Below are 23392 nucleotides of genomic sequence, written 5' to 3'. Positions count from 1 at the left end.
CGACGCGCTCCAGGTTCTCGCGGAACACCCGCTGCGCGTCCGGGGTGATGGTGCGCAACGCGACCATCGCGGTGAGGACCACGTCGCACAATTCCTACGGCGAGAGCGCCGGGGTTGGCCTTGACGGTCAGGTACGCGCAGCCCAGCCGGCCGGGCTGCCCGGTCCTCCTCGCGCTGCCGGGCATCCGGGGCGTGTCACCGGGCACGGTCGTCCCTCCCGGCCGGCAGCAGGCGCGGCCGGTAACGACGGCCGCACGGGGGGCGGCCGTTGACCTCCGCCAGGCGCAGGAACCGCACCGGGCGGGCCTGCCAGGTCAGGTGCTGGATGCCCGGGTAGAGGGTCAGCGAGCAGGGTTCGCCCCGGCGCAGCCGGGCGCACGCCCGCGCCGAGCCGGGCCCGTCCACCCAGTGGTCCAGCACGTATCCGGCCTGGTGCGGGCCGAGCACGCAGGCCACGGTGCGCGCCCCGGCCCGGATCCACCGGACCGCCGCCTCCGGGCTCAGCGCCGCGTATCCGTCCCGGCGCGTGGCCGTTCCCGGCATGCCCGCAAGGGTGCTGACCGCCTCGCACCACACCCCCGCCCGGACCAGCGGGGCAGCAGGCGACGCTACTTCCTTTGTCATGGGTTGACTCCCGAGCGTGATTCAGTGCCTTGACGCTCCCATCCGTCCGCTTGGCGGTCACGGGCGTGAGTGTCCAGATTCGTTGGATCGAGAAAACTGCCGTGAGCAGCGGGAATGCCGGATTTTGGGCATCGGAACGGACTTCTGGACACCCTGGGATGTGGGCGACGACGAGAGCACCTGGTAACCGCACCGCTACCTTGGGCCCAGTCCAGCGCGTAAGGAGCAGGGGATGGTTCACCACTCCAAGTCCGGTTCGAAAGCCGCCCGTGACAGCCTCCGGTACGAAATGCTCGCCGCGGGATGCAGCACCGCGGATATCGCGGTCGAGATGCGCGCCCGCTGGCGTATGCGCCCTCGTGAGGCGTGGAGGCACGCACACGGCTGGACACTGCAGGAGACCGCCGACCGCATCAGCGACCACAGTTCGTCCCGGCCCGGGCCGGGCGGGGCCGTTGCCGCCGACGCCTCACTGGTCGGAAAGTGGGAGAAGTGGCCCGGCCCGTCCAGTCGGCGTCCATCGCTGACGGTTCTCCTGATGACCGCCGAGGTCTTCGGCTGCCAGGTGGAAGACCTCCTGGACCTGGAGGATCGGCGGTCCCTCCCCGAGAGCGATCTGCGGATCCTGCAGCACACTGTCGCACCCGTCGGTGAACCCGCCCCACCCATGGTCGCCCCCACCACGCAGCCCGCCGTCCCGGAAGGCCCTGAGCTGGTGCGGGTCGCCGCAGAGGAGTCCGCGACGTGGGCGCGCTGGGCGGAGACCTCCAATGTCGGCGATCTCGCGCTCGAACAGCTCACGGCCGATACGCGGGCCCTGGCCCACGACTACCTGTTCCAGGACCCGGTCGCCGTCTTCACCCGGACCCGTGCTCTGCGCGATCAGGTCTTCGCTCTTCTGGAAGGGCGGCAGTACCCCCGCCAGACCGCCGATCTGTACATGGCGGCCGGGTATCTGTGCGGGCTGCTCGCATGGATGTCCTCCGACTTCGGCCGGCTCCAGGAAGCCGAGACCCAGGGCCGTACAGCCTGGCTGTGCGCCGAACTGGCCGATCAGGACGGGCTGCGGGCCTGGGTGCTGTCCACCCGCAGCAAGGTCGCGTTCTGGGACGGGCGGATGAAGGACGCCATCACCCATGCCCGGCGCGGCACCGCCCACGCCGACGACGGCACCGTGGGGGTTCTCCTGGCCTGTCAGGAAGCCGACGCCTGGTCGCAGCTCGGCGCGGCCGACGAAGCGCGCACCGCGTTGGCTCGCGCCTCCGACGCCCGTGACCGGCAGGGTGTCGATCACATCGCCGGGGTGTTCTCCTGTCCGGAATTCCGCCGCGCGAACTACGCCACGGCCGTCCTGCTGCGCACCGGCGACCCGGCTCATGCGGTGCGGGAAGCCCAACAGGCTCTTTCCGATGAGATGTTGCACTCCTACGGCACCCGCAGCCAGATGCTGATCGCGCAAGCCTCGGCATACCTGGCGCTCGGCGAACCCGAGGGCGCCGCCCAGGCACTGCGGCCTGTCCTGGAGCTGCCGCCGGAGCAGCGATTGGAGCCGGTTACCCGCAGGATCCGGGAGCTGGCTGACGCGATGGCCCGGTCACGGATGGCGAACAGCGCGTCGGCTGCCGTGTTGCAGTCCGAGGCGGAGGCGTTCTGCATGGAATCGGTGCCCCGCCGGATCGCCCTCTCGCCAGGCACGGCAGGCCCTTGATTGGATCCCGTGGCATGACCGCCGAAACCATGGCCGACCACTGGTGGTGGCGGCCGGGCTGGAAGCCCGGCCGCCGCTTCTACACCTGGCACTTCACTTTTCGGACCGCCACCGAAGTACACCGTTTGGCCGACGCTTACCGCCGAGGGCTGGCCGACGTACCGGGTCTGGCCCTCGTCCCCGACCGATGGCTTCACCTGACCATGCAGGGCCTGGGCTTCGTGGACGAGGTCCCGGAACAGGACGCGCGAGCCATCGCCGACGCGGCCCGTAGGCGTCTGGCCGGCCTGGCACCTTTCCAACTGCGCCTCCACCAGCCGGAGATCACACCGGAAGCGATCCGGTGGGAGGCCGAGCCCAGCGGGCCGCCCGCAGCCGTACGGGCAGCGGTCCGTGCCGCCATCGCGGACGTATGGGATGACGTCCCCGAGCCCGCGGACGGCTTCGCACCGCATGTGACGATCGCCTACAGCAACGGCGACGGCCCGGCCGATCCGGTCGCACGCGCCCTGGAAGCGGTCGACGTCGAGCCCGCCACCGCGCGGATCGAGCAGGTGGACCTCATCGTCCTGGGCCGGGACGACCGGATGTACGAGTGGGAGGACTTCGCGGCGGTACGCCTCGGCTGACCTGCGGCGCTCCGTGAAACAGGGCCGCAGCCCCGGCCCGGGTGAGGGCCGGATGGAAACGGGCGGACCTCCGTGGGCCGCGCCCGTTTCCGTGCGGTCCCGGTGAGGTACCCGGCGGCGCATGAGCACTCCGGGCACCGGGCTGAGTCTGTTCGCCGGCGAGCGGCGCGTCTGGCTGGCCACGTACGACCGCCAGGGCGTGCCGGTGGGCACGGCCACGGCGATCGCCGTGGAGGGCGACCGCGCCTATGTGCGCGCCCACGGCCGGTCGGGCACGGCCGAGCGGCTGCGGCGCCGCCCCGAGGCGGAGATCTCCCCCGCCACCCTGGGCGGCACTCCGGCGGGCGCTCCGATGAAGGTGGACGTGCGGCGGCTGTCGGGCCGCGAGGCCCGGCACGCGGCCGGGCGGCTGGCCCGCGAGCATCCGGCGCGGGGCGTGCTGGTGCCGCTGGGCCACCGGCTGATGCTCGACCGGTCGCCGCTGTACGAGCTGCGCCCGGTGGGTGAGCGGTGAGAGCCGGGGTGTCGGTGGGGCCGGGCCCGGGGCGGGGTTACCGCGTCCGGCCGCCCCGCACGGCAGGGCTTCCGGCCGGTGCGGCGGCCGGGCGTCCGCTCCCGGGCGAAGTCACCGGCGCCGCGTCAGGCGCCACCGCCTCCGCGCCGCTTCGAGCGGCGCAGGGCGAGGAGGAGGGCCGCGCCCGCGCCGAGGGCGAGGACGAACCCGAGGACGCTCCCCTCTCTCCCGCCGTTCCCGTCGGTGTCCTCCCCGTCGCCGGCGGCGTCCGGCTCGCGGTCGCCCGCCTCGTCACCGGATCCCTCGCCGGTCTCGCCGCCGCCGGCCCGGTCCGGCTTCTCCTCGCGTGCGCTGTCGGGGAGTTGCTCCTCGGTCAGGGGCATCGGCTGCACGGGGCTGCGTTCGCCCTCCGTGCCGTACAGCAGGGTCCGGCCGTCCGGTGTGAAGGTCACCGACTCGCCCTGGCGCTGCACCGGCACCGTCAGCCGCCCCAGCTCCCCGGGCCTGCCGTCCTCCCAGGCGTACATGGTTCCGCCGAAGTAGCCGCGCACCGCCAGCCGGGTGCCGTCCGGGGAGAAGGCGGCGTCGGTGGCCCACAGGCCGATGTCCGTGACGCGGGTGAAGGTGGCGGCACCGGAGGCCGGGAGCTTCTCCGGTCCGGCGTACAGGGCGCCGCCGTCCCTGTGCTTGCTGACGATGTACACCCGTCCGGTGACGGGGTGGACGGCCAGCGACTCGGCGTCGCGCGGGCCGTCGGCGTAGCGCACGGTGTGGCGGGTGACCTCGACGGCCTGGTCGGCCAGCCTCTCGGGCTCGGCGAAGCGGTAGATCCACACCTCGGGCCACCGGCCGCCGAAGTTGTCGCCGATGTCGCCGACGTACACGTCGCCGTCCGGGCCGACGGAGACGGCCTCGACGTCGCGAGGGGTGATGCCGGCCAGGGTGACGGTGGCGACCGTCTCGCCGGTGCGGCCGTCGATCGCGTAGACGTACGGCCCGTCGTCGCTGTCGTTGTGCGTCCAGTACACGCCGGGGTGGGCGCGACTGGGTGCCAGGCCGCTGGACTCGGTGATCCGCTCGTCCTCGATGATGAAGCCGTCGGCGGCGGGGCCGGCCGCCGAGGCCGCCCGGGCATCCCCCGCCGCCCCGGTCGCTACGGTCGTCCCGGTCAGCACGATCACCGTCGCCGCGCCCAGGGCGCGCACAAGCCTCCGCATGGCCCCAAGCCTGCCATCCACGGGAGCGCCGTCCGCGCGCGTGCGCCCCGGGCGGGCGCCGGGGCCGCACGGCACCCCGGAGGACCGGCGGGAGGGCCGGAGCGTTGAGCCGCCGCCGGACGGTTGGGCCGGTTCCGGCCGTTCTCCCGCACCTCCGGCGGAGGGCTCCCCCGGCCGGCGGCGCCGCGTCAGGTGCGGGGCTCCCAGCGGAACCTGCGGAACGCCACCCAGGCGAACAGCGACGCCCACACCGCGTCCAGCACGATCCGCACCGGCACCTCGGCCACCGAGAGCTGCCCGGTCCACCCGGAGCGGATCAGGTCGACGGTCGGGGAGAGCGGGGCGTACGCCAGCGCGTCGCCGAGTGCGTCCGGCAGCACCTCGCGGGGGATGTAGACGCCCGAGACCAGCGGCAGGACGAAGACGGCCGGGAGGGTGGCGACCATCACCGACTCCACGGAGCGGCACAGCGCGGCCGTGGCGGCGGCCATCGCGGTCATCAGCGCGACCCCGGTGACCAGCCCTGCCACGGCCGAGAGCGGCTGCCGGGGCGCCGCGCCGAACATCACCGACAGCGCCACGGCCACCACGGCGATCTGGGCCACGGTGAGCGCGACGTACATCGAGGCGCCGCCGGCCAGGATCACCGGGTCGGAGACCTCCCCGGTGCGCAGCCGCTTCCCCGTTCCCGACCCGTCCCCAACCGCCGCGCGATCAGGAGCAGATCATGCTGTCACGTCTCCGCAGGGCCGCGGAGTCGGCGTGTGCCAGGCCGCTCGCCACCGCCGAGCGGCTCTCCGCCGCCACGCACCTGCTGTCCAGCCTCGAGTACATGGTGCGCAAGACCGACCGGGAGCCGGGCGGCCTGAACGACTGGACCCACACCAGGGCCCAGGTGCCGGCGAAGACGAAGGCGATGCAGAAGGTCAGGGACTTCGTCGCCCGCGAGCCGGTCACCCAGGCCCTCCACGGTTCCCGCGCCCTGGCGGCGGCGGTGCTCATCTCGCCGGTGCGCGACAACAGGGTGCGGATGCTCGCCAACGCCTATCTGGCCGGCAGCCAGCTGCTGATCTACCCCCGCCACCTGTTCGGCACCGACGGCTCCGACCAGGTCTCGTTCCTGGTGCAGACGGCCGCCGCGCTGGGCCGGGCGGGCGGTACCGACGCCACCCGCAACGCCGCGGTGCAGTTCATCGGCGCCCAGACCGTGCTGTCCTACGGCGCCTCCGGGTGGGCCAAACTGCCCGGTGACGCCTGGCGTTCGGGTGATGCGCTGGTGAAGATCATGCGCACCCAGACCTACGGCGACGAGTGGTTCTTCAAGCAGCTCGACAGGTATCCGGCCGCCTCCCGGGCGATCTGCCACGCCGTGCTCGCCCTGGAGTGCGGCTTCCCGCTGCTGCTGCTGAGGAAGGGCCGGTACATCGACGCCGGGCTGCTGGTGATGGGCGCCTTCCATCTGGCCAACGCCCGCTTCATGGGCCTGTCCCGGTTCGCGTGGGCGTTCGCCTCCACCTATCCGTCCGTACGGGCGCTGGCCCGGGGCGCCGGGGAGGCGTCGTGACGGGGACGTCCTTCACCCGGCTGACCGCGGCCGGACTGGGGGCGTGCCTGGCCGCAGGCCTCGCCCACCAGAACTACGCCACCGTCATGTCGCGCACCGGCCACCGCGGTTTCGAGCGACGCCGGGTGCGCTGCGGCACCGGCAACATCGTCGACTACCACGTGCGGCGCGGGCGCGAGGGCGGCCCGGCCGTGGTGTGCGAGGCCGGTCTGATGAGCACCTCCGCCGCGTGGCTGCTGGTCGCCGACCACCTCGGCCCCGATGTGACGGTGCTGCTGTACGACCGGGCCGGGTACCGCGGCTCGCTGCGGCGCTGCCCGGAGGACTACTCGCTGAGCGAGCCGGTGAGCGATCTGACGGAGGTCCTCGCGGACGCGGCCGACGCCCGTCTGCTCGGCGGCGGGCCGTGCGTGCTGGCCGGCCACTCCCTGGGCGGCTACCTCGTCCACCGCGCCGCCGCGGCGGCGCCCGGGCGGGTGCACGGTCTGGTCCTGGTGGACCCCACCCACCCGCGCGAGCTGCTGCACTCCCGCCGCCAGCGGGAGGGCTCCCGGGGCGTGAACCTGACGATGAAGCTGGGCCCGTGGTCGGCCGTCCTCGGCGCCGGCCTGCTCATCGACAAGAAGGGCCTGTTCTCCTTCGCCGAGGGCAGCCCGTACCACCGCAAGCTGCGGCTGGAGGGCGGGCGGCTGCGCGCCCGCGGCACCCACGCCGAGCTGATGGAGAGCGACGAGACCTACCGGCGGCTGGCCGGCCGGCAGCTCGCCCCGGCGGGGGCCGGACAGTGACCGACCCCCTGGGCGGCGCGCCCCCCGACGCGGCGGTCGTGGGCACCGGCCCCAACGGGCTGGCCGCCGCGGTGACGCTGGCCCGCGCCGGGCTGCGGGTGGTGCTGTACGAGAAGGAGGAGACGATCGGCGGCGGCCTGCGCACCGAGGCGCTGTTCGACTCCGGCGTGGCGCACGACGTCTGCTCGGCCGTCCACCCGATGGCCGCCGCCTCCGCGTTCTTCCGCCGCTTCGACCTGCGCGCCCGGGGGGTGCGGCTGCTCCAGCCCGACATCCCCTACGCCCATCCGCTGCCCCGGGGGCGGGCGGCGGCGGCCTGGCGCAGCCTGGAGACCACCGCCGAGCGCCTGGGCGTGGACGGGCCCCGCTGGACGAGGCTGATGGCGCCGCTGGCCGGCCGCAGCCGGGGCGTGGTGGACCTGCTGCTGTCCGGGCAGCGCTCCCTGCCGCCGGACCCGGTCGCCGCGCTGCGGCTGGCCCCCCGGGTGCTGGCCCACGCCACCGCGCGCGGCGGCCGGTTCGCCACCGAGGAGGCCGAGGCGCTGCTGGCCGGGGTCGCCGCCCACGCGGTGGGACGGCTGCCCTCCCCGGCCTCGGCCGCGGTGGCGATGCTGCTGGGCCACACCGCCCACAGCACCGGCTGGCCGCTGCCCGAGGGCGGCAGCGCCCGCATCGCCGAGGCCATGGCCGCCGACATCACCGCGCACGGCGGCGTCTTCCGCACCGGCCACCGTGTGCGCGACCTGGCCGAACTGGGCGGCGTACCCCTGGTCCTGCTGGACATCGGCCCCCGGGAGTTCCTGGCCCTGGCCGGCCACCGGCTGCCCGGGCGCTACCGGCGCGCCCTTGAGCGCTTCCGCTACGGGCCCGGCGCGGCCAAGGCCGACTTCCTGGTCTCCGCCCCGATCCCCTGGCGCAACCCGCTGGTGGGCCGGGCCGGCACCGTCCACCTCGGCGGCACCCGCGACGACATCGTCCGGCAGGAGAACGCCACCGCCGCCGGGCGCCCCACCGGGGAGCCGTTCGTGCTGGTGGTGGACCCGGCCGTCACCGACCCCTCGCGTGCGGCGGGCGGGCGGCGGCCGGTGTGGGCCTACGCCCACGTCCCCAACGGCGACACCCGCGACCCGGTGGAGCTGGTGCGCCGCCGCATCGAGGAGTACGCGCCCGGCTTCACCGACACGATCGTCGCCTCCCGCGGCATCGCGGCCGCCGACTACGAGAGGTACAACCCCAACTACACCGGCGGCGACATCGGCGCCGGCGCCATGACCCTGCGCCAGTCCCTCGCCCGCCCCACCGCGCGCTGGAACCCGTACGCCACACCGCTGCGCGGGGTGTACCTGTGCTCGGCCGCCACCCCGCCGGGCCCGTCCGTGCACGGCATGTGCGGCCATCTCGCCGCGCTGGCCGCGCTCCGCCGCCACCACGGCCTGCGCACCCCGCCCGACCTGTCCCCCACCACCGCGAGGAGCCGATCCGATGCGTAGACGCACCCGGGCCGCGATCACGGCCGCCACCGCCCTGCTCGCCGCGGGCACCCTGCCCGGCGCGGCCGGCGCCGCCACGAGCACGGCGGCGAACACCGCCGCGGACACCACCACCGCCACCACCGCCGGCGCCGCGGACACCGCCGGTGCAGCGGCCGCCCGCGTCCCCTGGTCGGTGCGGCACGGCTCGGCGTCCGCCTCCGGCGAGCGGTGGGTCCAGACGAGCGTCGCCGGGATCTTCCACACCCTGGTGATCCGGGGCGAGCTGACCGGCTCCGGCGAGGGCTGCCACTCGCTGTGGATCCGCTACACCCACGACCTGGCCCCGTCCCCGCCCCGCAGGTACGCCGAGGTGTGCGGCTCCGGCACCGCCACCGTCGCCCTGCGGCACCAGTACCGCCCCACCACCAGCGGCTACCTGACCGTGTGCCGGGGCAACGATGACACCGAGGACTGCGCCGCCTGGCAGAACATCACCTGGTGGCCCGTCAACGGGGGCTGACCACCGCCGAGAGGCGGCCGTCACCGAAGGAAGAGAAAGAAGGAGAGAGATGAACGGCATCGACCGCGCCGAGCTGGACGAGACCATCGCCAAGGCCTTCAAGGAGGTCCGCACCGCGATCGACACCCACAGCGAGAAGAGCCTGCAGATGTACAGCAACGCCCTGAGCGCGCTGGTGGAGCTGAGGCAGCAGGTGGTGTCGGGGGAGCGCGCCGCCGGCTGACCCCCGGTACCTGACGCCGGCCCCGCCGGCGCCCGCCCACCCCGCGGGCGCCGGCGGGGCCGGCGGGGGCCGGCGGGTGACGGGGGTCACGTCGCAGGTCAGAGCCGCCTTCCGGGAGGATGAGCGGATGCGCGTGCTCTTCGTCGGCGACTCCATGACCATCGGCAGCGCCGGTGAGCACACCTGGCGCCACCGCATGTGGCGGCACCTGGAGCGCACCCGCGGGCCGCACGGCGCCGCGTACGAGATAGTCGGCCCCCGTGACGCGCTGTACGACAAGGACGCCGACGCCCCGGTCTCCCACGACTACGCCGACCCCGCCTTCCCCGCCGCCGCACGCCGCCATCTCGCCGGCTGGGGCGAGGGCTGGCTGCACATGGCGCCGCTGATAGGCGGTGCGGTGCGCGAGCACCGCGCCGACACCCTGCTGGTCTTCCTGGGCCTGATCGACCTCGGCTTCTACACCGGCTCCGACGCCACCGCCGCCAACGTCCGCCGCTTCGTCGCCGAGGCCCGCTTGGCCGAGCCGCGGGTGCGGATGGTGCTGCTGCCGGTGATCCCCAACACACGGGCACGGCACGACGCCTTCTTCGCCGCCGAGTGCGAGCGCTTCAACGGACTGCTGGCGCGGGCCGCGGCCGAGCTGTCCACCCCCGCCTCGCCGCTGCTGACGGCCGTGCCGCCGCACGGCTGGGACCTGGCCCGCGACACCTACGACGGCACCCACCCCACCGCCTGCGGCGAGCACCTCATCGCCGCCGCCTTCGCCGACGCGATGCACCGGGCGTGGGGCGTGGGCGGCCCGTACGCCGCGGGCGCGGTGGGGGTCCAGCCGGGTGCGCCCGGCACCCGCCGCGCAGCCGGGCCGGTCACCGTGGAACAATGAATTCCACTCCTATTCGCCCCGGAACTCCCTGTCGGCGGTGAAGGATTTTCCGGAGCTTCCCGGAGGGCCGCCACAACGGGCGGCGAAAGGCGGGAAATCGCGACTCCGGAATGATGACGGAAATACACCGGAGCTCCGGAATGCCTGACTTCACGGCGGCCGAAAAGGTGCCGGGTCCGGGCACCCCTCCGTGAACACGGGCCTGTGACGACGGTGTCCAGCTCCTTGGACGCGCTCTCACCCGGCCGCGCACACCCGCCCGGGTGGCTGGAAAAAGACGATGTTTGGCTCAATAAACAGTCCCCCCTCCGATGGCCGTACTGAAACCATCTCGGCGCCACCGACACTTCGGCGGAGAATCCCCACCGGGATTCCGGCGGCACCGTCCTGTCAACGCGCAACAGGGGGTATTCAGATGACCGATTCCGCTCCAATATCCTTTTCCGAGCAATCCGCGCCTCCGCTGACCACACCCCTGGTGTGCGATCCGCGGCAGCCCCGTGAGAAGGCGTGGGAGGCGGACGCGGTCGAGCGGTTCCGCAAGCGCATGCTCGACGAGAGCGCCCTCTTCCCGTGCGTCTTCGGTGTGGACGCGCTGCGCAGGGCCACCCTGCGCTTCTCCTTCCTGGAACGGGGGGACGGCCTCGCCCGGCGGCTCGCGGCGGCACTCGGCGACTTCGTCGCCCTCGCGCCCGAACTGGGCCGCAGGACCTCCCTGGTGGCGTTCTTCGAGACCACCGACGAGGACCGCGCCCGCGACGTGGACGGCTTCCGCACCCTGGTGTGGGAGCTGCTCCAGGCGGTGCACGACCTGGACACCGCGCCCTGGCCGGCGGACATCCCGCCGGACACCGAGGACCCCGAGTGGGAGTTCGGCTTCGCCGGAATGCCGATGTTCGTCGTCGCGAACACCCCGGCCCACCGCAGACGCAACAGCCGGTACTTCGAGGACCTCGCGATCACCTTCCAGCCCCGCTTCGTCTTCGACGACATCTCCGAGGACTCCAGGCAGGGACGCAACGCCCGTACCATCATCCGCGGCCGCCTGGCCGCCTACGACGACGTCCCCGCCAGTCCGCTCCTGGGCAGTTACGGCAAGCCGGGCAACCTGGAGTGGGCCCAGTACTTCCTGGACGACGACAACACGCCCCACGACCGGGGGACGCGCTGCCCCCTGCGCGTCAGGCACGGAGCACAGCACGCCCACGACGCCGACGACGCCGACGACTCAGCCCGCAACTCCGCCGACAACACCCGGGAGACCGCCGTATGAGCCCCCGATTCGACAGCCGCACGGCCCCCGCCGTCCCGGCCGACCTCACCGAACTCCTTCCGCATCAGGGCAGCTTCGAGCTGCAGAACGACCAGCCGGGCAAAGTCCACAACTGGCACCGCCACAGTCTGGACGAGGAGCTGTTCATACTGCGGGGCAGTGCCCTGCTCTTCTGGGACGCGGCGGGCTCCTACCAGGAGCGCGACTGCCCGGCGGGCACCTGGATCACGCTGCCCGCCGGTACCGTGCACGGCTCGCTGGCCGGCCCGCAGGGCGCGGTCTACATGATCCGCCCGCGTGACGGCCGTACGGCCGAGACCACGTTCCTGGCCGACGGCGAGCACCCGCACCCCGCCCCGGTCGCACGGGAATCCGCGGCGTGACCGGTCCGCACGGCACGAAGGCCGCGGGCGGGGCGGCCGGCGCCGGGGGCGCGGCCGCCCCGCCTCCCACCCGGATGGCGGGCCATCTGCGCCTGCCCGGGGCCGTGGCGCTGGCCATCACCATCGTGGTGGGCAGCGGCGCCCTCGTCTCACCCGGCATCGCCTACCACCAGACCGGCCAGGCCGCCCTCTACGCCTGGCTCGTGGCCGCCGCCGTCACCGTCCCGCTGCTGATCGTCTTCGCCCGGCTGGGCGCCGACCTGCCCGGCGCCGGGGGCGTCGCGGGCTTCGTCCAGGCCGGGTTCGGCCGCTCCTGGGCGGCCGGCGTGGAGGTCATGCTCCTGGGCACCTTCGGCCTGGGCATCCCGGCCATCGCCCTGACCGGCGGCTTCTACTTCCAGCAGATCCCCGGTCTGCACGGAGTCCCGGCCTGGGCGGCGGCGATCGGGCTGCTGGCACTGGCCGGCCTGTCGGTGGCGATCGGCGGATCGGTGTCCTCGCGCATCCAGATCGTCCTGGCGCTGCTCATGACGGCCGGACTGCTCGCGGCGGCGGTGCTCGGCTTGTCCGGCGGCGACCCCGTGCAGCACCTGCCGCCGGCCCGGCCGGAGGAGCTCGCGCTGGGCGTGGCGGCGCTGGGAGCGGTGTTCTTCGCCTTCACCGGCTGGGAGATGCTCTCCTTCACCACCGAGGAGTACGCCAACCCGCGCAGGGACTTCCCCCGGGTGGTGGTCATCAGCTTCCTCGTCGTCACGACCCTCTACGTCCTGCTGGCCTGGGCGGTCCAGACGCGGCTGGCGGAGGACGACCCGAAGGCCGCCTCCTCGCCGATCCACGCCGTGGTGTCGGCCGCCGCTCCGGGCCTCGCCTGGGTGGTGTCGGTGCTGGGCGTGGTGATCATCGCCGCCAATCTGGTGGGCGCGGTGTGGGCGGCCTCCCGGCTGGTGATGTCCAGCGCCCGCGAGGGGCTGCTGCCGCGCCCCCTGGCCAGGCTGAGCCGGTCGGCCGGCACACCCCCGCGCAACGCGGTGGCTGTGTGCGTCGCGGTCTTCAGCCTGATGGCGCTGGCGACGGCGTCCGACCTGCTGTCGCTGTCGGATCTGCTGACCGTGGCGGGGCAGAACTTCTTTCTGCTCTACCTGTTCTCCGCGGTCGTCTACGCGCGGCTCAAGGCCGGCGCCCCCAGGGCGTTCGGAATCGCCATCGCCGTGCTGCTGGGGCTGCTGGCACTGACCTTCGGCCCGCTCCAGCTCGGATACGCGCTGGCGCTGCTGCTGCTCGGCCGCATCCTGTCGCGGCGGGGCGGGAAGCGGCCGGGGGCCGCGCCGGGAAGCTGACGGCCGTGCCGTCCGTACCGCTGAGGCGGGCGGCACCGTCCCGGTGCCGCCCGCCCGTCCGCGGCCCGGCGTCACCGCCACCGAACTCGTCGCCGCCGACGCGCCCTGACGGCCCGGCCCCGCCACGCGGGTGCGGACCGTCAGGAGCCGACCTCCGCCCGCACCGCGCTTGACGCGGGCGTCGCCTTCTTCGCCCCTCCCGCTGCCGACCGGCATTCTGGCGTCAGGTCGCACAGTGAGATCGCACAGCAATGCGTCACTGTCGCTTACCGCTCCTGTGAGCCCCGAGCAGAAACGACGAGGCCGCCGCCTCCGCCTCGCTTCGAAGGCGAGTGGGAGGCGACGGCCCCTCGCGCAGACCCGTCACCTCACCATGCGAAGGCTTCGGGGGACGGACCGGGGCCGGGGAAGATCTCGTCCAGCGACGCCAGCAGCTCCTCGCTCAGATCCAGCTCCACCGCGCGCAGCGCCGAGTCGAGCTGCTCGCGCGTGCGCGGGCCGATGATCGGGCCGGTGACGCCGGGCTGGGCCAGATGCCAGGCCAGGGCCACCTCGCCGGGCTCCAGACCATGCTTGTCCAACAGGTCCTCGTACGCTTGGACCCGGTCGCGCAGTCCGGGGTTGTTCGCCAGCGCCTGCGACGAGCGGCGCTCGGGGTTCTCCCGCTCCTTGCGGAGCACTCCGCCCAGCAGCCCCCCGCCCAGCGGGGACCATGGGATGACGCCGAGGCCGTAGCCGCGCGCCGCCGGGATGACCTCCATCTCGGCGCGGCGCTCGACGAGGCTGTACTTGCACTGCTCGCTGACCAGGCCGAGGCGGCCGGTGCGGGCGGCGGTCTCGTTGGCCCGCGCGATGTGCCAGCCCGCGAAATTGGACGACCCGACGTACAGAATCTTGCCCTGCTGGACCAGGACGTCCATCGCCTGCCAGATCTCCTCCCACGGCGTGTTCCGGTCGACGTGGTGGAACTGGTACAGGTCGATGTGGTCGGTGCGCAGCCGCTTCAGGCTGGCGTCGACGGCGCGGCGGATGTTCACCGCGGACAGCTTGTCGTGGTTGGGCCAGACGTCGCCGTCCGTGGCTGCCATGTTGCCGTAGACCTTGGTGGCGAGGACCACCTTGTCGCGGCGGTCGCCGCCCTTGGCGAACCAGTTGCCGATGATCTCCTCGGTGCGGCCCTTGTTCTCGCCCCACCCGTAGACATTGGCCGTGTCCACAAAGTTCAGACCCGCGTCGAGAGCGGCGTCCATGATGGCGTGGCTGTCGGCCTCCTCGGTCTGCGGACCGAAGTTCATCGTGCCGAGGACGAGGCGGCTGACCTTGAGACCGGTGCGTCCGAGCTGCGTGTACTTCATGACCACAAGCCAACTGCTTCGAGGCCGCTCCAGGCAAGCGCAAAGCGGCACGAGCCGCTTTGCGCCCGCGCCGGGCCTCCGCTCCTGTGCCCCCGGAAGCTCCACGCAGCCCCGCGCGCCCGCCTCACCACCGGGCCGGAGCCCGGCGGTGAGGCGGGCGGTCCAGATGGCTCAGTCTCCGGTGTTCGTCGCCCACACCGGCGCGCCGTTGCGGTTGTAGATGACGACGTTGCCGTCGTCCTGGACCGCGAGGGTCTCGCCCCGGTTCCAGGTGCTGGAGTGCCACAGCGGGCTGCCGCCTGCGTTGTAGAGGACGAAGTTGCCGTCCTCCTGGAAGACGGCACAGTTTCCGTTGGGCCAGGCGTTCGGCGCCTGCCACACCGGACGGCCGTCCTTGTAGAGGACGAAGTTGCCGTCCTCCTGCACCCTCAGCACGGCCCTCCCGTTACCCGAGGTCAGTGCCTGGTTCCTGCAGATCTTCGTCCCCTTGTCGAAGTGCGCGTCGGCCGTCACTCCGAACTCACCCGGCACCTGAACCGTCCGCGCCTGCTGCTGCGCGGCGGGAGCGGGGGCCGCGACGGCGCCGGCGGTGGCTCCGCCGACCATCAGCACGGCCGATGTGACGGCGAGGGCCAGACGGCTGAAGCTCTTGCTCACGAAAACCTCCTAGATGCGGTGAGCGCCTCGAAGCGAAGCACCCGAGATTCGAAATCCCCGGATCCCGAAGGGCCGAACCTCCCTCCTTCCGAGCGGGAAAAGAACAGGACATCGAGGAATCACCGGAAAAAATGTTTCCCCTTGACCGAAACCGCGAATGCGGCCGTTCCGGCACCGTGAAAAATGACCGATTACCCTCTAATAAAAGTATTTTAAATATACTTAATTACAGGGTCCTTGTTTTCCGCCCCCAGCAGGTCCGCCCTGCTCGGGGTCGCGGCGGAGGGCGGAAGCGGCACGGGGGCGCCCCGGTGGGACACCGGACGGGAGGGGCGAGAAGGGACGAGAAGGGAGCCCGGGGGGACGGTCCCGATGGCTCTCTCAGCCGATGAGGGCCGCCAGCATCACCACGGCGAGCATGAGCACCAGGGCCCCGCTGACGATGCGGGTACGGGTCTTCGGGTCCACGCCCCAACGGTAGCCCGCCCGGCCGGCGGCCCGTCGGGGGGCTGCCGAGGGGGTTGTCGGCGGGCCCCAGCGGCTCGTCAGCGGCCCAGCGGCCAGGCTGCCAGCGTCTCGTAGCGGGGGTGCTCCCCGGGGATCCCGGAGCGGGGCAGCCGGCTGCGTACGAGGGTCAGCTCCTCCGCCCGCCAGGGGCTTCCCGTGAAGCCCTCCAGGGCGGCCGCCAGGGGGCGCAGGTCCGGGCCCGGCCCGCGGCGGCCGGCACGGGCCAGGGTCAGATGCGGCTTGTAGGGGCGGTCGTCGGTGGGCACTCCGGCCCGGTTGACGCCCGCGGTGACGGAGCCGGCCAGCCGCCGCAGCGGTTCCCGGCCTTCGTCCACCCCGGCCCACAGGACCCGGTCGCCGAACCGGCCGCCCCCGGCCAGCCGCACCTCGAAGGGGTGGTGGCGGTGGGCGGCGCGCTCCAGGCGCTCGCACAGCGCGGGCAGGAGGTCGTCGTCCACCTCGCCCAGGAAGGCGAGTGTGAAGTGCCAGCCCTCGGGGAGGGCCCAGCGCAGCCGGTCCGCGCCGGGCAGTCCCCGCAGCCGCTCCACCTCCTCGCCGAGTTCCGCGACGGCGAGGGGCGGCGGCAGCACGGCGGTGAAAAGCCTCATGGGGAGAGTCTCACGTGAGCGGGCCGCTCACGCGAGCACGTCCCTGCGGTGGTCCCGCTCCTCGCCCGGCCCGGTGGCGGGGGCGCTGGGCGGGGCGGCGGCCGGGGCGGCGGCGGGGACGGTCCGGCGCGGGGAGACCGGGGTGCGGTCCTGCGGGGCCGGGCCGTCCCCCGCTATGCTCTCCGGCCCTTCCGCGCTCGCCGCTCCGGCCGCGCCGGCCGCCCGCACACCCCGTGCCACCGGGACGAACGTCAGGCCCCGGCGGCCGCGGCGCAGACCCACCCGCGGCCGCAGCCCGCCGATCCTGGCCAGCACCAGGGCGGTGGCGACGGCGGCCGCGGCCGAGACCAGGCCGCCGGCCAGGAAGCCGATACGGGCGCCGTAGGTGTCGGTGATCCAGCCCATCAGCGGAGCGCCGAGCGGGGTGCCGCCCATGAACACCATCATGTACAGGCTCATCACCCGGCCGCGCATCGCCGGGTCGGAGGCGAGCTGGACGGTGGAGTTGGCGGTGACGTTGAAGGTCAGGCCCACCGCGCCGATGGGCGCCATCAGCAAGGCGAAGACCCAGAACGACGGGGAGAGGGCGGCGGTCATCTCCAGCACGCCGAAGAGCAGCGCGGCACCGACCATCACCCGCATCCGGCTCACACCGCGCCGGGCCGCCAGCAGCGCGCCGACGACCGAGCCGACGGCCATCAGGCTGTTGAGCAGGCCGTAGGTGCCCGCGCCCTCGTCGAAGACCTTGTCGGTGAAGGCGGTGAGCCAGATGGGGAAGTTGTAGGCGAAGGTGCCGACGAAGCCGACCAGCGTGATCGGCCAGATCAGCTCCGGCCGGCTCGCGACGTACCGCAGGCCCTCGCGGAGCTGGCCCCCGGCGCGCGGGACGCGCTCGATGACGTGCAGTTCGGCGGTGCGCATCATCAGCAGGCCGGTGATCGGCGCGATGAAGGACAGCCCGTTCAGCAGGAACGCCCAGCCGCTGCCCACGGCCGTGATCAGCACACCGGCGACGGCCGGGCCGACCAGGCGGGCGGACTGGAAGTTGGCGCCGTTGAGGGAGACGGCGTTGGCGAGCTGGTCGGGGCCGACCATCTCCGAGACGAAGGTCTGGCGGGCGGGGTTGTCCACGACCGTCGCCAGTCCCAGGACGAGGGCGAGGGCGTAGACGTGCCAGACGTGGACGTGGCCGCTGAGGGTCAGCGCGGCGAGGGCGAGTCCGGTCAGGCCCATCGCCGTCTGGGTGATCAGCAGCAGCCTGCGCTTGGGGTAGCGGTCGGCGATGACGCCGCCGTAGAGCCCCAGCAGCATCATGGGGAGGAACTGCAGGGCCGTGGTGATGCCGACGGCCGTCGCGGAGCCGGTGAGGCTGAGGACCAGCCAGTCCTGGGCGATGCGCTGCATCCAGGTGCCGGTGTTGGAGACGAGCTGCCCCGCGGCGAACAGCCGGTAGTTGCGGATTCGCAACGAGCTGAACGTCGAGGGCTTGGCGGCCTTCGCCGCCTCGGGGGTTTCGGTGTTCTCGTCGGGTGCGGGTGCGGGTGCGGAGTCTGCTCCGGGTCCCGGACTCAATCGGTTTCGCCTCCTCGTGGCGCTACTCCTTCTTACAGTTGCGCGAGCTTCTCCAGTACGGGGGCCGCGGCGCGCAGCCGCGCCCACTCGTCCTCGTCGAGCCGGCCGGCGAGTTCGGCGAGCCAGGCGTCGCGCTTGGTGCGGCTCGCGGCGAGCATCGCCTCGGCCCGCTCGGTCTGGGTGACCACCTTCTGGCGGCGGTCCTCCCTGTGCGGTTCCAGCCGGACGAGCCCCTTGGCCTCCAGCATGGCCACGATGCGGGTCATCGACGGCGGCTGCACGTGCTCCTTGCGCGCCAGCTCGCCGGGCGTGGCGGAGCCGCAGCGCGCGAGGGTGCCGAGGACCGACATCTCGGCCGGGCTCAGCGACTCGTCGACGCGCTGGTGCTTGAGGCGGCGCGCCAGGCGCATCGTGGCGGAACGTAGGGCGCTGACGGCTTCGGCGTCCTCACCCCGGGACAGATCCGGCATATTCGTTAGCCTAACTCATTACTTCTCCTAAGGAACAGTCCGAGGAGGGGCGCGAGGGGTGTCTTTCCTCACCCGTACGAGTGAGTCAGCACGAAAAGCCGACGCCCTCCCCCGCCTACCCCGCGGCCGTGTCCCCATGGAGTCCGCGGAAACGAAGGTGCCAAGCCTACGGATGGACGGTGCGCTGCCCGAACGGCTCCGCGTGAAGCCCCCGGCACGCGCGAACGCGCCGCCGGGCGGATCGCCCGGCGGCGCGTTCACCTGGTTCCGGTCAGCCGGTCAGCCGGTCAGCCGACCCCGGCCCCGACCGCGGCCCCCGGTCACCCGATTCCCAGCACCTGCTGGATCGGGTCCAGCAGGAAGTAGACCAGGAAGCAGGCGCCCACGGCGTTCAGCAGCCACGGGATCTCGCGGAAGCGCCCGGTGGCGGTGCGCAGCAGGATGTAGGAGAGCACGCCGATGCCGATGCCATTGGTGATGCTGTAGGTGAACGGCATGGAGATCAGCGTCAGGAACGCCGGGACGGCCACGGTCTGGTCGCTCCAGTCGATCTCCCGCACGTTCGAGGCCATGATCAGGAAACCGACCACGACCAGCGCCGGGGTCGCGGCGTGCGAGGGCACCACGGTGGCCAGCGGCGTGAAGACCAGGGCCAGCAGGAACAGCGCGCCGGTCATGATGTTGGCCAGGCCCGTGCGGGCGCCCTCGCCGACACCGGCGGTGGACTCCACGAAGCAGGTGTTGGCCGAGCAGGAGCCGAAACCGCCGCCCGCCACCGCGACGCCGTCCGTCATCAGGATGCGGCCCATGCCGGGCAGCCGGCCCTGCTCGTCGGTCAGCTTGGCCTCGTGGCCGACGCCGATGATGGTGCCCATCGCGTCGAAGAAGCCGGACAGCAGCACGGTGAAGACGAACAGCGAGCCGGTCAGCACGCCGACCTCGGCGAAGCCGCCGAAGAGGCTGACCTCGCCGATCAGGCCGAAGTCCGGGGTGCTGACGATGCTCTCGGGCACGCCCGGCACGGCCAGACCCCAGGCCGCGTCGGGGATGTCGGCGACCGCGTTGATCACCACGGCGACCACGGTCATCGCGACGATGCTGATCAGGATCGCGCCCTTGGTCCTCCTGATGACCAGGACGAAGGTCAGGGCCAGGCCGAGGATGAAGACGAGCACCGGCCAGCCGGTCAGGTGGCCTCCCTGCCCGAGGCCGAGCGGCACGGTGGTGTGCGCGGCGTCGGGGTTGCGGGTGACGAAGCCGGAGTCCACCAGGCCGATGAGGGTGATGAACAGGCCGATGCCGATGGCGATGGCCCGGCGCAGCCCGCCGGGTATGGCGTCCATGACGCGCTCGCGCAGTCCGGAGGCGACCAGCAGCATCAGCACCAGCCCGGCCAGGACCACCATGCCCATGGCGTCAGGCCAGCTCATCTGCGGCGCGAGCTGGAGGGAGACCACGGCGTTGATGCCCAGCCCGGCGGCCAGCGCGATGGGCACGTTGCCGATGACGCCCATCAGGATGGTGGTGAGTCCGGCCATCAGCGCGGTGGCGGTGACGAGCTGGGCGTTGTCGAGCTGCTGGCCGAACTTGTCCGTGCCCGCGCCCAGGATGATCGGGTTCAGCACGATGATGTAGGCCATCGCGAAGAAGGTGGCCAGCCCGCCGCGCAGCTCGCGGCCCACGCTGGAGCCTCGCTCGGAGATCTTGAAGAAGCGGTCGAGGCCGCTCCCGGGCGACTGGGATCCGGTTTCGCTCCCAGGGGTACCGGGGGTGTCTGGCGTGGCCGGGGTGTCGGTGGCCGGAGCGGGCATGCGTGACCTTCACTGGGCGGTTCGGGGACGGTTTCGGAGGTTCCTCCAATGGGAACCAGCCAATCCAGGGTGCTTTCAGTATGAACGCACCACAGTTGAAAAGGCCATCCGCGGGCGGGGCCATTCCCCGGGCGCGGCCGTGACGCTCCCCACACCCCCTCACCCCTTCCCTCCCGCGCGCTCCCGGCCCCCGCCCCCACCCGGACGCCGCTCCCGGGTCGGCCCCGGCCACCCCCCCTCGTTACGCTGGTGCGGAACGCCGCGCCACGGACGTGCGACGGGGCGACAGGGAAGCGAGAGGGCCGGACTATGGGCTTGAGCAGGTGGATCGGCGACGACCGTGAGGCGCCCGCACCCCTGGAGGGCAACGTCGTCGCCACCGTCGTGGGCGGCACGGTCATCTGGTTCACGCTCTTCCTGGTCCAGCTCCCCTTCTACGGCTGGTTCGACGACCACGACCGCACCTGGTGGCTGTGGACCTGCCTGGCGGGCGGCGTCCTGGGCCTCTACGGCATCTGGCTCGTCCGCCGCCGCGAGGCGGCGCTGCGCCGCGAGCGCCTCGCGCGGGAGACCGGGCCGGACCCCGGCGCGGGCGCAGGCCCCGCCCCGGAGGGCCCCGCGCCCGCCGAGTGACCCGCGGCCGGGCGCTCCGCCCCGGCGCAAGCCGTATGTCATTCCCCGATTTCTCCCCCATCACACCCGTACTCGGGCCGCGGACCGCGCGCGAAGGCGTGTTCGCCTCGTAGTGTCTGGGGCATGACGGAACGGGCTGAGACAGTACGAGGCGACCGGGGCGCCCCGGAGCCGCACGAGGGCACGGCGCTCGCCGTACCCTCCCCCCGCACGGGCGCGGACACGGCGGCGAACCCGGCCGCGGACACCCCCGCCACCCGGTCTCCGGGCCTCACCACCGCCGAGGTCGCCGAACGCACAGCCCGCGGCCAGGTCAACGACGTCCCCGTGCGGTCCTCCCGCTCCACGGCCGACATCGTCCGCGCCAACGTCTTCACCCGTTTCAACGCCATCATCGGCGTCCTCTTCGCGATCATCCTGGTCGTCGGCCCCATTCAGGACGGCCTGTTCGGCTTCGTCATCCTCGCCAACACCCTCATCGGCATCGTCCAGGAGCTGCGCGCCAAGCGGACGCTGGACAACCTGGCCGTCATCGGCGAGTCCAGGCCGACCGTCCGCCGCGACGGCGCCGCCACCGAGGTGCGCACCAACGAGATCGTCCTGGGCGACCTGGTCGAGCTGGGCCCCGGCGACAAGGTGGTCGTGGACGGCACCGTCACCGAGTCCGACGGCCTGGAGGTGGACGAGTCCCTGCTGACCGGCGAGGCCGACCCCGTCCACAAGCGGCCCGGCGACACCGTGATGTCCGGCAGCTTCGTCGTCGCCGGCGGCGGTGCCTTCACCACCACCAGGGTCGGGCGCGAGGCGTACGCCGCCCAGCTGGCCGAGGAGGCCTCCCGCTTCACCCTCGTCCACTCCGAACTGCGCAGCGGCATCAGCCAGATCCTCAAGTACATCACCTGGATGATCGTTCCTGCGGCGATCGGCCTGGTCCTCAGCCAGCTCCTGGTGGAGGACCACAGCGCCGACGAGGCGATCCGCCGTATGGTCGGCGGCATCGTGCCGATGGTCCCCGAGGGCCTGGTGCTGCTGACCTCCATCGCCTTCGCCATCGGCGTCATCCGGCTGGGACGCAAGCAGTGCCTGGTGCAGGAACTGCCCGCCATCGAGGGCCTGGCCCGCGTGGACACCGTCTGCCTGGACAAGACCGGCACCCTCACCGAGGGCGGCATGGACGTGGCCGAGGTCCGCTCGCTGGACGGCGCCGACCCCGCCCGCGTACGGCAGGTGCTGGCCGCGCTCGGCGGCAGCGACCCCCGCCCCAACGCCAGCCTGAAGGCCATCGCCGACGCCCACCCCGCCGCCGGGGCGGACGGCTGGACGTGCACCGGTACCCTCCCCTTCTCCTCCGCCCGCAAGTACAGCGGCGCGGCCCTCACCGAGCCCGGCGGCGAGACGGGCACCTGGCTGCTGGGCGCCCCCGACGTCCTGCTCGCCCCCGGCTCCCCGGCCCTCGCCGAGACCGACCGCCTCAACCGGCAGGGCCTGCGCGTACTGCTGCTGGCCCGCACCTCCCGCGCCCTGGACGACCCCGCCCTCGCCACCGACCCCACCTCCACCGAGCCCACGGCCCTGGTCGTGCTGGAGCAGCGGCTGCGTCCCGAAGCCACCGACACCCTGCGCTACTTCGCCGAACAGGACGTCTCGGCGAAGGTCATCTCCGGCGACAACGCCGTCTCCGTCGGCGCCGTCGCCGCCAAGCTCGGCCTGCCCGGCGCCGACTCCACCGTCGACGCCCGCACCCTCCCGGAAGGCCGCGAGGAACTGGCGGCGGCACTGGAGGACGGCACGGTCTTCGGCCGCGTCACCCCGCAGCAGAAGCGCGACATGGTCGGCGCCCTCCAGTCGCGCGGCCACACCGTCGCCATGACCGGCGACGGCGTCAACGACGTACTGGCCCTGAAGGACGCCGACATCGGCGTCTCGATGGGCTCGGGCTCGGAGGCCACCAAGGCCGTCGCCCAGATCGTGCTGCTCAACAACTCCTTCGCCACCCTGCCGTCGGTCGTCGCCGAGGGGCGGCGGGTCATCGGCAACATCGAGCGCGTCGCCAACCTCTTCCTCACCAAGACCGTCTACTCGGTGCTGCTGGCCCTGCTGGTCATCGTCTCCCAGGTGCCCTACCCATTCCTGCCGCGCCATCTGACCCTGCTGGGCGGCCTGACCATCGGCATCCCGGCCTTCTTCCTGGCCCTGGCCCCCAACAGGGAACGCGCCCGCCCCCACTTCGTACGGCGCGTGATGCGGTACGCGGTCCCCTCCGGCGTCGTCGCCGCGACCGCCACCTTCACCGTCTACCTGCTGGCCCGCCACCACTACACCGGCCCGGACGCGCTGGAGGCCGAGACCAGCGCGGCGACGCTGACGCTGTTCCTGGTGGCGCTGTGGGTGCTGGCGATCGTCGCCCGCCCCTACACCTGGTGGCGGATCGCCCTGGTCCTCACCATGGCCTCGGCCTTCGTGGTCGTCCAGGTCACCCCGTTCCTCCAGGACTTCTTCGCCCTCCGCCTGGTCGGCACGGTGATGCCGTGGACGGCCGTCGGCGTCGCCGCCGCCTCGGCGGCCCTCCTGGAGGTCGCCTGGCGCTGGATCGGCCGCCGCTTCCCGGACTGACCCGCGGCCCGGCGGCCCGGGCACAGGC

General features: G+C 73.0%; 23 protein-coding genes. 14 read left to right on the top strand and 9 right to left on the bottom strand.

Features of this window, described 5'->3' with window-relative positions:
* Nucleotides 1-195: 195 nt before the first annotated feature.
* Complete coding sequence (locus IQ279_RS04240) at nucleotides 196-624, bottom strand: hypothetical protein (RefSeq protein ID WP_206346918.1); 429 nt, start codon at nucleotides 622-624, stop codon at nucleotides 196-198.
* Between the two features lie 232 nt (nucleotides 625-856).
* On the opposite strand from IQ279_RS04240, the gene IQ279_RS04235 reads away from it, so the two are divergent.
* The 3 genes from IQ279_RS04235 to IQ279_RS04225 all read left to right on the top strand — a co-directional run bounded on the left by IQ279_RS04235 (nucleotide 857) and on the right by IQ279_RS04225 (nucleotide 3475).
* A complete protein-coding gene (locus IQ279_RS04235) occupies nucleotides 857-2332 on the top strand; it encodes an NsdA family TPR-like regulatory protein (RefSeq protein WP_241027562.1) in 1476 nt (491 codons plus the stop codon).
* A gap of 14 nt (nucleotides 2333-2346) precedes the next feature.
* On the top strand, nucleotides 2347-2961 hold the full coding sequence (locus IQ279_RS04230; protein ID WP_241027561.1) for a 2'-5' RNA ligase family protein: 615 nt from the start codon (nucleotides 2347-2349) through the stop codon (nucleotides 2959-2961).
* A 121-nt stretch (nucleotides 2962-3082) separates the two neighbouring features.
* Nucleotides 3083-3475, top strand: coding sequence for a pyridoxamine 5'-phosphate oxidase family protein (locus IQ279_RS04225; RefSeq protein WP_206346917.1), 393 nt, complete (start codon nucleotides 3083-3085; stop codon nucleotides 3473-3475).
* Between the two features lie 125 nt (nucleotides 3476-3600).
* Here the strand turns inward: IQ279_RS04225 and IQ279_RS04220 are convergent, their stop codons facing one another.
* Both IQ279_RS04220 and IQ279_RS04215 read right to left on the bottom strand, forming a co-directional pair.
* The gene (locus tag IQ279_RS04220; RefSeq protein ID WP_206346916.1) at nucleotides 3601-4692 is read right to left on the bottom strand and encodes a hypothetical protein; all 1092 of its coding nucleotides are present in this window, start codon (nucleotides 4690-4692) and stop codon (nucleotides 3601-3603) included.
* A gap of 188 nt (nucleotides 4693-4880) precedes the next feature.
* Nucleotides 4881-5366 carry an ABC transporter permease gene (locus tag IQ279_RS04215; protein ID WP_277402504.1) on the bottom strand — a complete coding sequence of 162 codons (486 nt, stop codon included), beginning with the start codon at nucleotides 5364-5366 and terminating at the stop codon, nucleotides 4881-4883.
* Nucleotides 5367-5419: 53 nt separating this feature from the next.
* On the opposite strand from IQ279_RS04215, the gene IQ279_RS04210 reads away from it, so the two are divergent.
* From IQ279_RS04210 to IQ279_RS04170, 9 genes are all read left to right on the top strand, one after another.
* A complete protein-coding gene (locus IQ279_RS04210) occupies nucleotides 5420-6256 on the top strand; it encodes an HTTM domain-containing protein (protein WP_206346914.1) in 837 nt (278 codons plus the stop codon).
* Nucleotides 6253-7044: an alpha/beta hydrolase gene (locus IQ279_RS04205; protein WP_206346913.1), complete on the top strand. Its 792-nt coding sequence runs from the start codon at nucleotides 6253-6255 to the stop codon at nucleotides 7042-7044. Before IQ279_RS04210 ends, IQ279_RS04205 begins: the two co-directional genes overlap by 4 nt.
* Nucleotides 7041-8534: a phytoene desaturase family protein gene (locus tag IQ279_RS04200; protein WP_307792169.1), complete on the top strand. Its 1494-nt coding sequence runs from the start codon at nucleotides 7041-7043 to the stop codon at nucleotides 8532-8534. Before IQ279_RS04205 ends, IQ279_RS04200 begins: the two co-directional genes overlap by 4 nt.
* Nucleotides 8527-9036, top strand: coding sequence for a hypothetical protein (locus IQ279_RS04195; protein ID WP_206346912.1), 510 nt, complete (start codon nucleotides 8527-8529; stop codon nucleotides 9034-9036). The genes IQ279_RS04200 and IQ279_RS04195 overlap by 8 nt, the downstream gene beginning before the upstream one ends.
* A 49-nt stretch (nucleotides 9037-9085) precedes the next feature.
* Nucleotides 9086-9259, top strand: a complete 174-nt coding sequence (locus IQ279_RS04190; RefSeq protein ID WP_206346911.1) for a hypothetical protein — start codon at nucleotides 9086-9088, stop codon at nucleotides 9257-9259.
* A gap of 127 nt (nucleotides 9260-9386) precedes the next feature.
* Nucleotides 9387-10145, top strand: coding sequence for a GDSL-type esterase/lipase family protein (locus tag IQ279_RS04185; RefSeq protein WP_206346910.1), 759 nt, complete (start codon nucleotides 9387-9389; stop codon nucleotides 10143-10145).
* 478 nt (nucleotides 10146-10623) lie between these two features.
* Nucleotides 10624-11418, top strand: a complete 795-nt coding sequence (locus IQ279_RS04180) for a YqcI/YcgG family protein (RefSeq protein WP_206346909.1) — start codon at nucleotides 10624-10626, stop codon at nucleotides 11416-11418.
* Entirely contained in the window at nucleotides 11415-11801 is a 387-nt protein-coding gene (locus tag IQ279_RS04175) for a cupin domain-containing protein (protein WP_206346908.1), read from the top strand. Before IQ279_RS04180 ends, IQ279_RS04175 begins: the two co-directional genes overlap by 4 nt.
* Nucleotides 11798-13138: an APC family permease gene (locus IQ279_RS04170; RefSeq protein WP_206346907.1), complete on the top strand. Its 1341-nt coding sequence runs from the start codon at nucleotides 11798-11800 to the stop codon at nucleotides 13136-13138. Before IQ279_RS04175 ends, IQ279_RS04170 begins: the two co-directional genes overlap by 4 nt.
* A 368-nt stretch (nucleotides 13139-13506) precedes the next feature.
* Here IQ279_RS04170 and IQ279_RS04165 read toward each other — a convergent pair whose 3' ends face one another.
* The 6 genes from IQ279_RS04165 to IQ279_RS04140 all read right to left on the bottom strand — a co-directional run bounded on the left by IQ279_RS04165 (nucleotide 13507) and on the right by IQ279_RS04140 (nucleotide 20118).
* A complete protein-coding gene (locus tag IQ279_RS04165; RefSeq protein ID WP_206346906.1) occupies nucleotides 13507-14493 on the bottom strand; it encodes an aldo/keto reductase in 987 nt (328 codons plus the stop codon).
* A 171-nt stretch (nucleotides 14494-14664) separates the two neighbouring features.
* The gene (locus IQ279_RS04160; RefSeq protein ID WP_307792164.1) at nucleotides 14665-15150 is read right to left on the bottom strand and encodes a hypothetical protein; all 486 of its coding nucleotides are present in this window, start codon (nucleotides 15148-15150) and stop codon (nucleotides 14665-14667) included.
* Between the two features lie 545 nt (nucleotides 15151-15695).
* The gene (gene thpR, locus IQ279_RS04155; RefSeq protein ID WP_206346905.1) at nucleotides 15696-16265 is read right to left on the bottom strand and encodes an RNA 2',3'-cyclic phosphodiesterase; all 570 of its coding nucleotides are present in this window, start codon (nucleotides 16263-16265) and stop codon (nucleotides 15696-15698) included.
* Between the two features lie 27 nt (nucleotides 16266-16292).
* A complete protein-coding gene (locus IQ279_RS04150; RefSeq protein WP_241027560.1) occupies nucleotides 16293-17837 on the bottom strand; it encodes an MFS transporter in 1545 nt (514 codons plus the stop codon).
* 32 nt (nucleotides 17838-17869) lie between these two features.
* On the bottom strand, nucleotides 17870-18307 hold the full coding sequence (locus tag IQ279_RS04145) for a MarR family winged helix-turn-helix transcriptional regulator (protein WP_206346904.1): 438 nt from the start codon (nucleotides 18305-18307) through the stop codon (nucleotides 17870-17872).
* Between the two features lie 320 nt (nucleotides 18308-18627).
* On the bottom strand, nucleotides 18628-20118 hold the full coding sequence (locus tag IQ279_RS04140; RefSeq protein WP_206346903.1) for an NCS2 family permease: 1491 nt from the start codon (nucleotides 20116-20118) through the stop codon (nucleotides 18628-18630).
* 309 nt (nucleotides 20119-20427) lie between these two features.
* Here IQ279_RS04140 and IQ279_RS04135 point away from each other — a divergent pair, with 309 nt between their 5' ends.
* Both IQ279_RS04135 and IQ279_RS04130 read left to right on the top strand, forming a co-directional pair.
* Nucleotides 20428-20751, top strand: a complete 324-nt coding sequence (locus IQ279_RS04135) for a DUF2530 domain-containing protein (RefSeq protein ID WP_206346902.1) — start codon at nucleotides 20428-20430, stop codon at nucleotides 20749-20751.
* Between the two features lie 123 nt (nucleotides 20752-20874).
* Nucleotides 20875-23364 (top strand): HAD-IC family P-type ATPase, encoded by a 2490-nt coding sequence (locus tag IQ279_RS04130; RefSeq protein ID WP_206346901.1) that lies wholly within the window; start codon nucleotides 20875-20877, stop codon nucleotides 23362-23364.
* Nucleotides 23365-23392 lie beyond the last annotated feature (28 nt).

The sequence above is a fragment of the Streptomyces verrucosisporus genome, from assembly GCF_017114865.1.
In the GTDB taxonomy this organism is placed as follows: domain Bacteria; phylum Actinomycetota; class Actinomycetes; order Streptomycetales; family Streptomycetaceae; genus Streptomyces; species Streptomyces fenghuangensis.
This window is presented reverse-complemented; position numbering and strand designations above follow the sequence as displayed.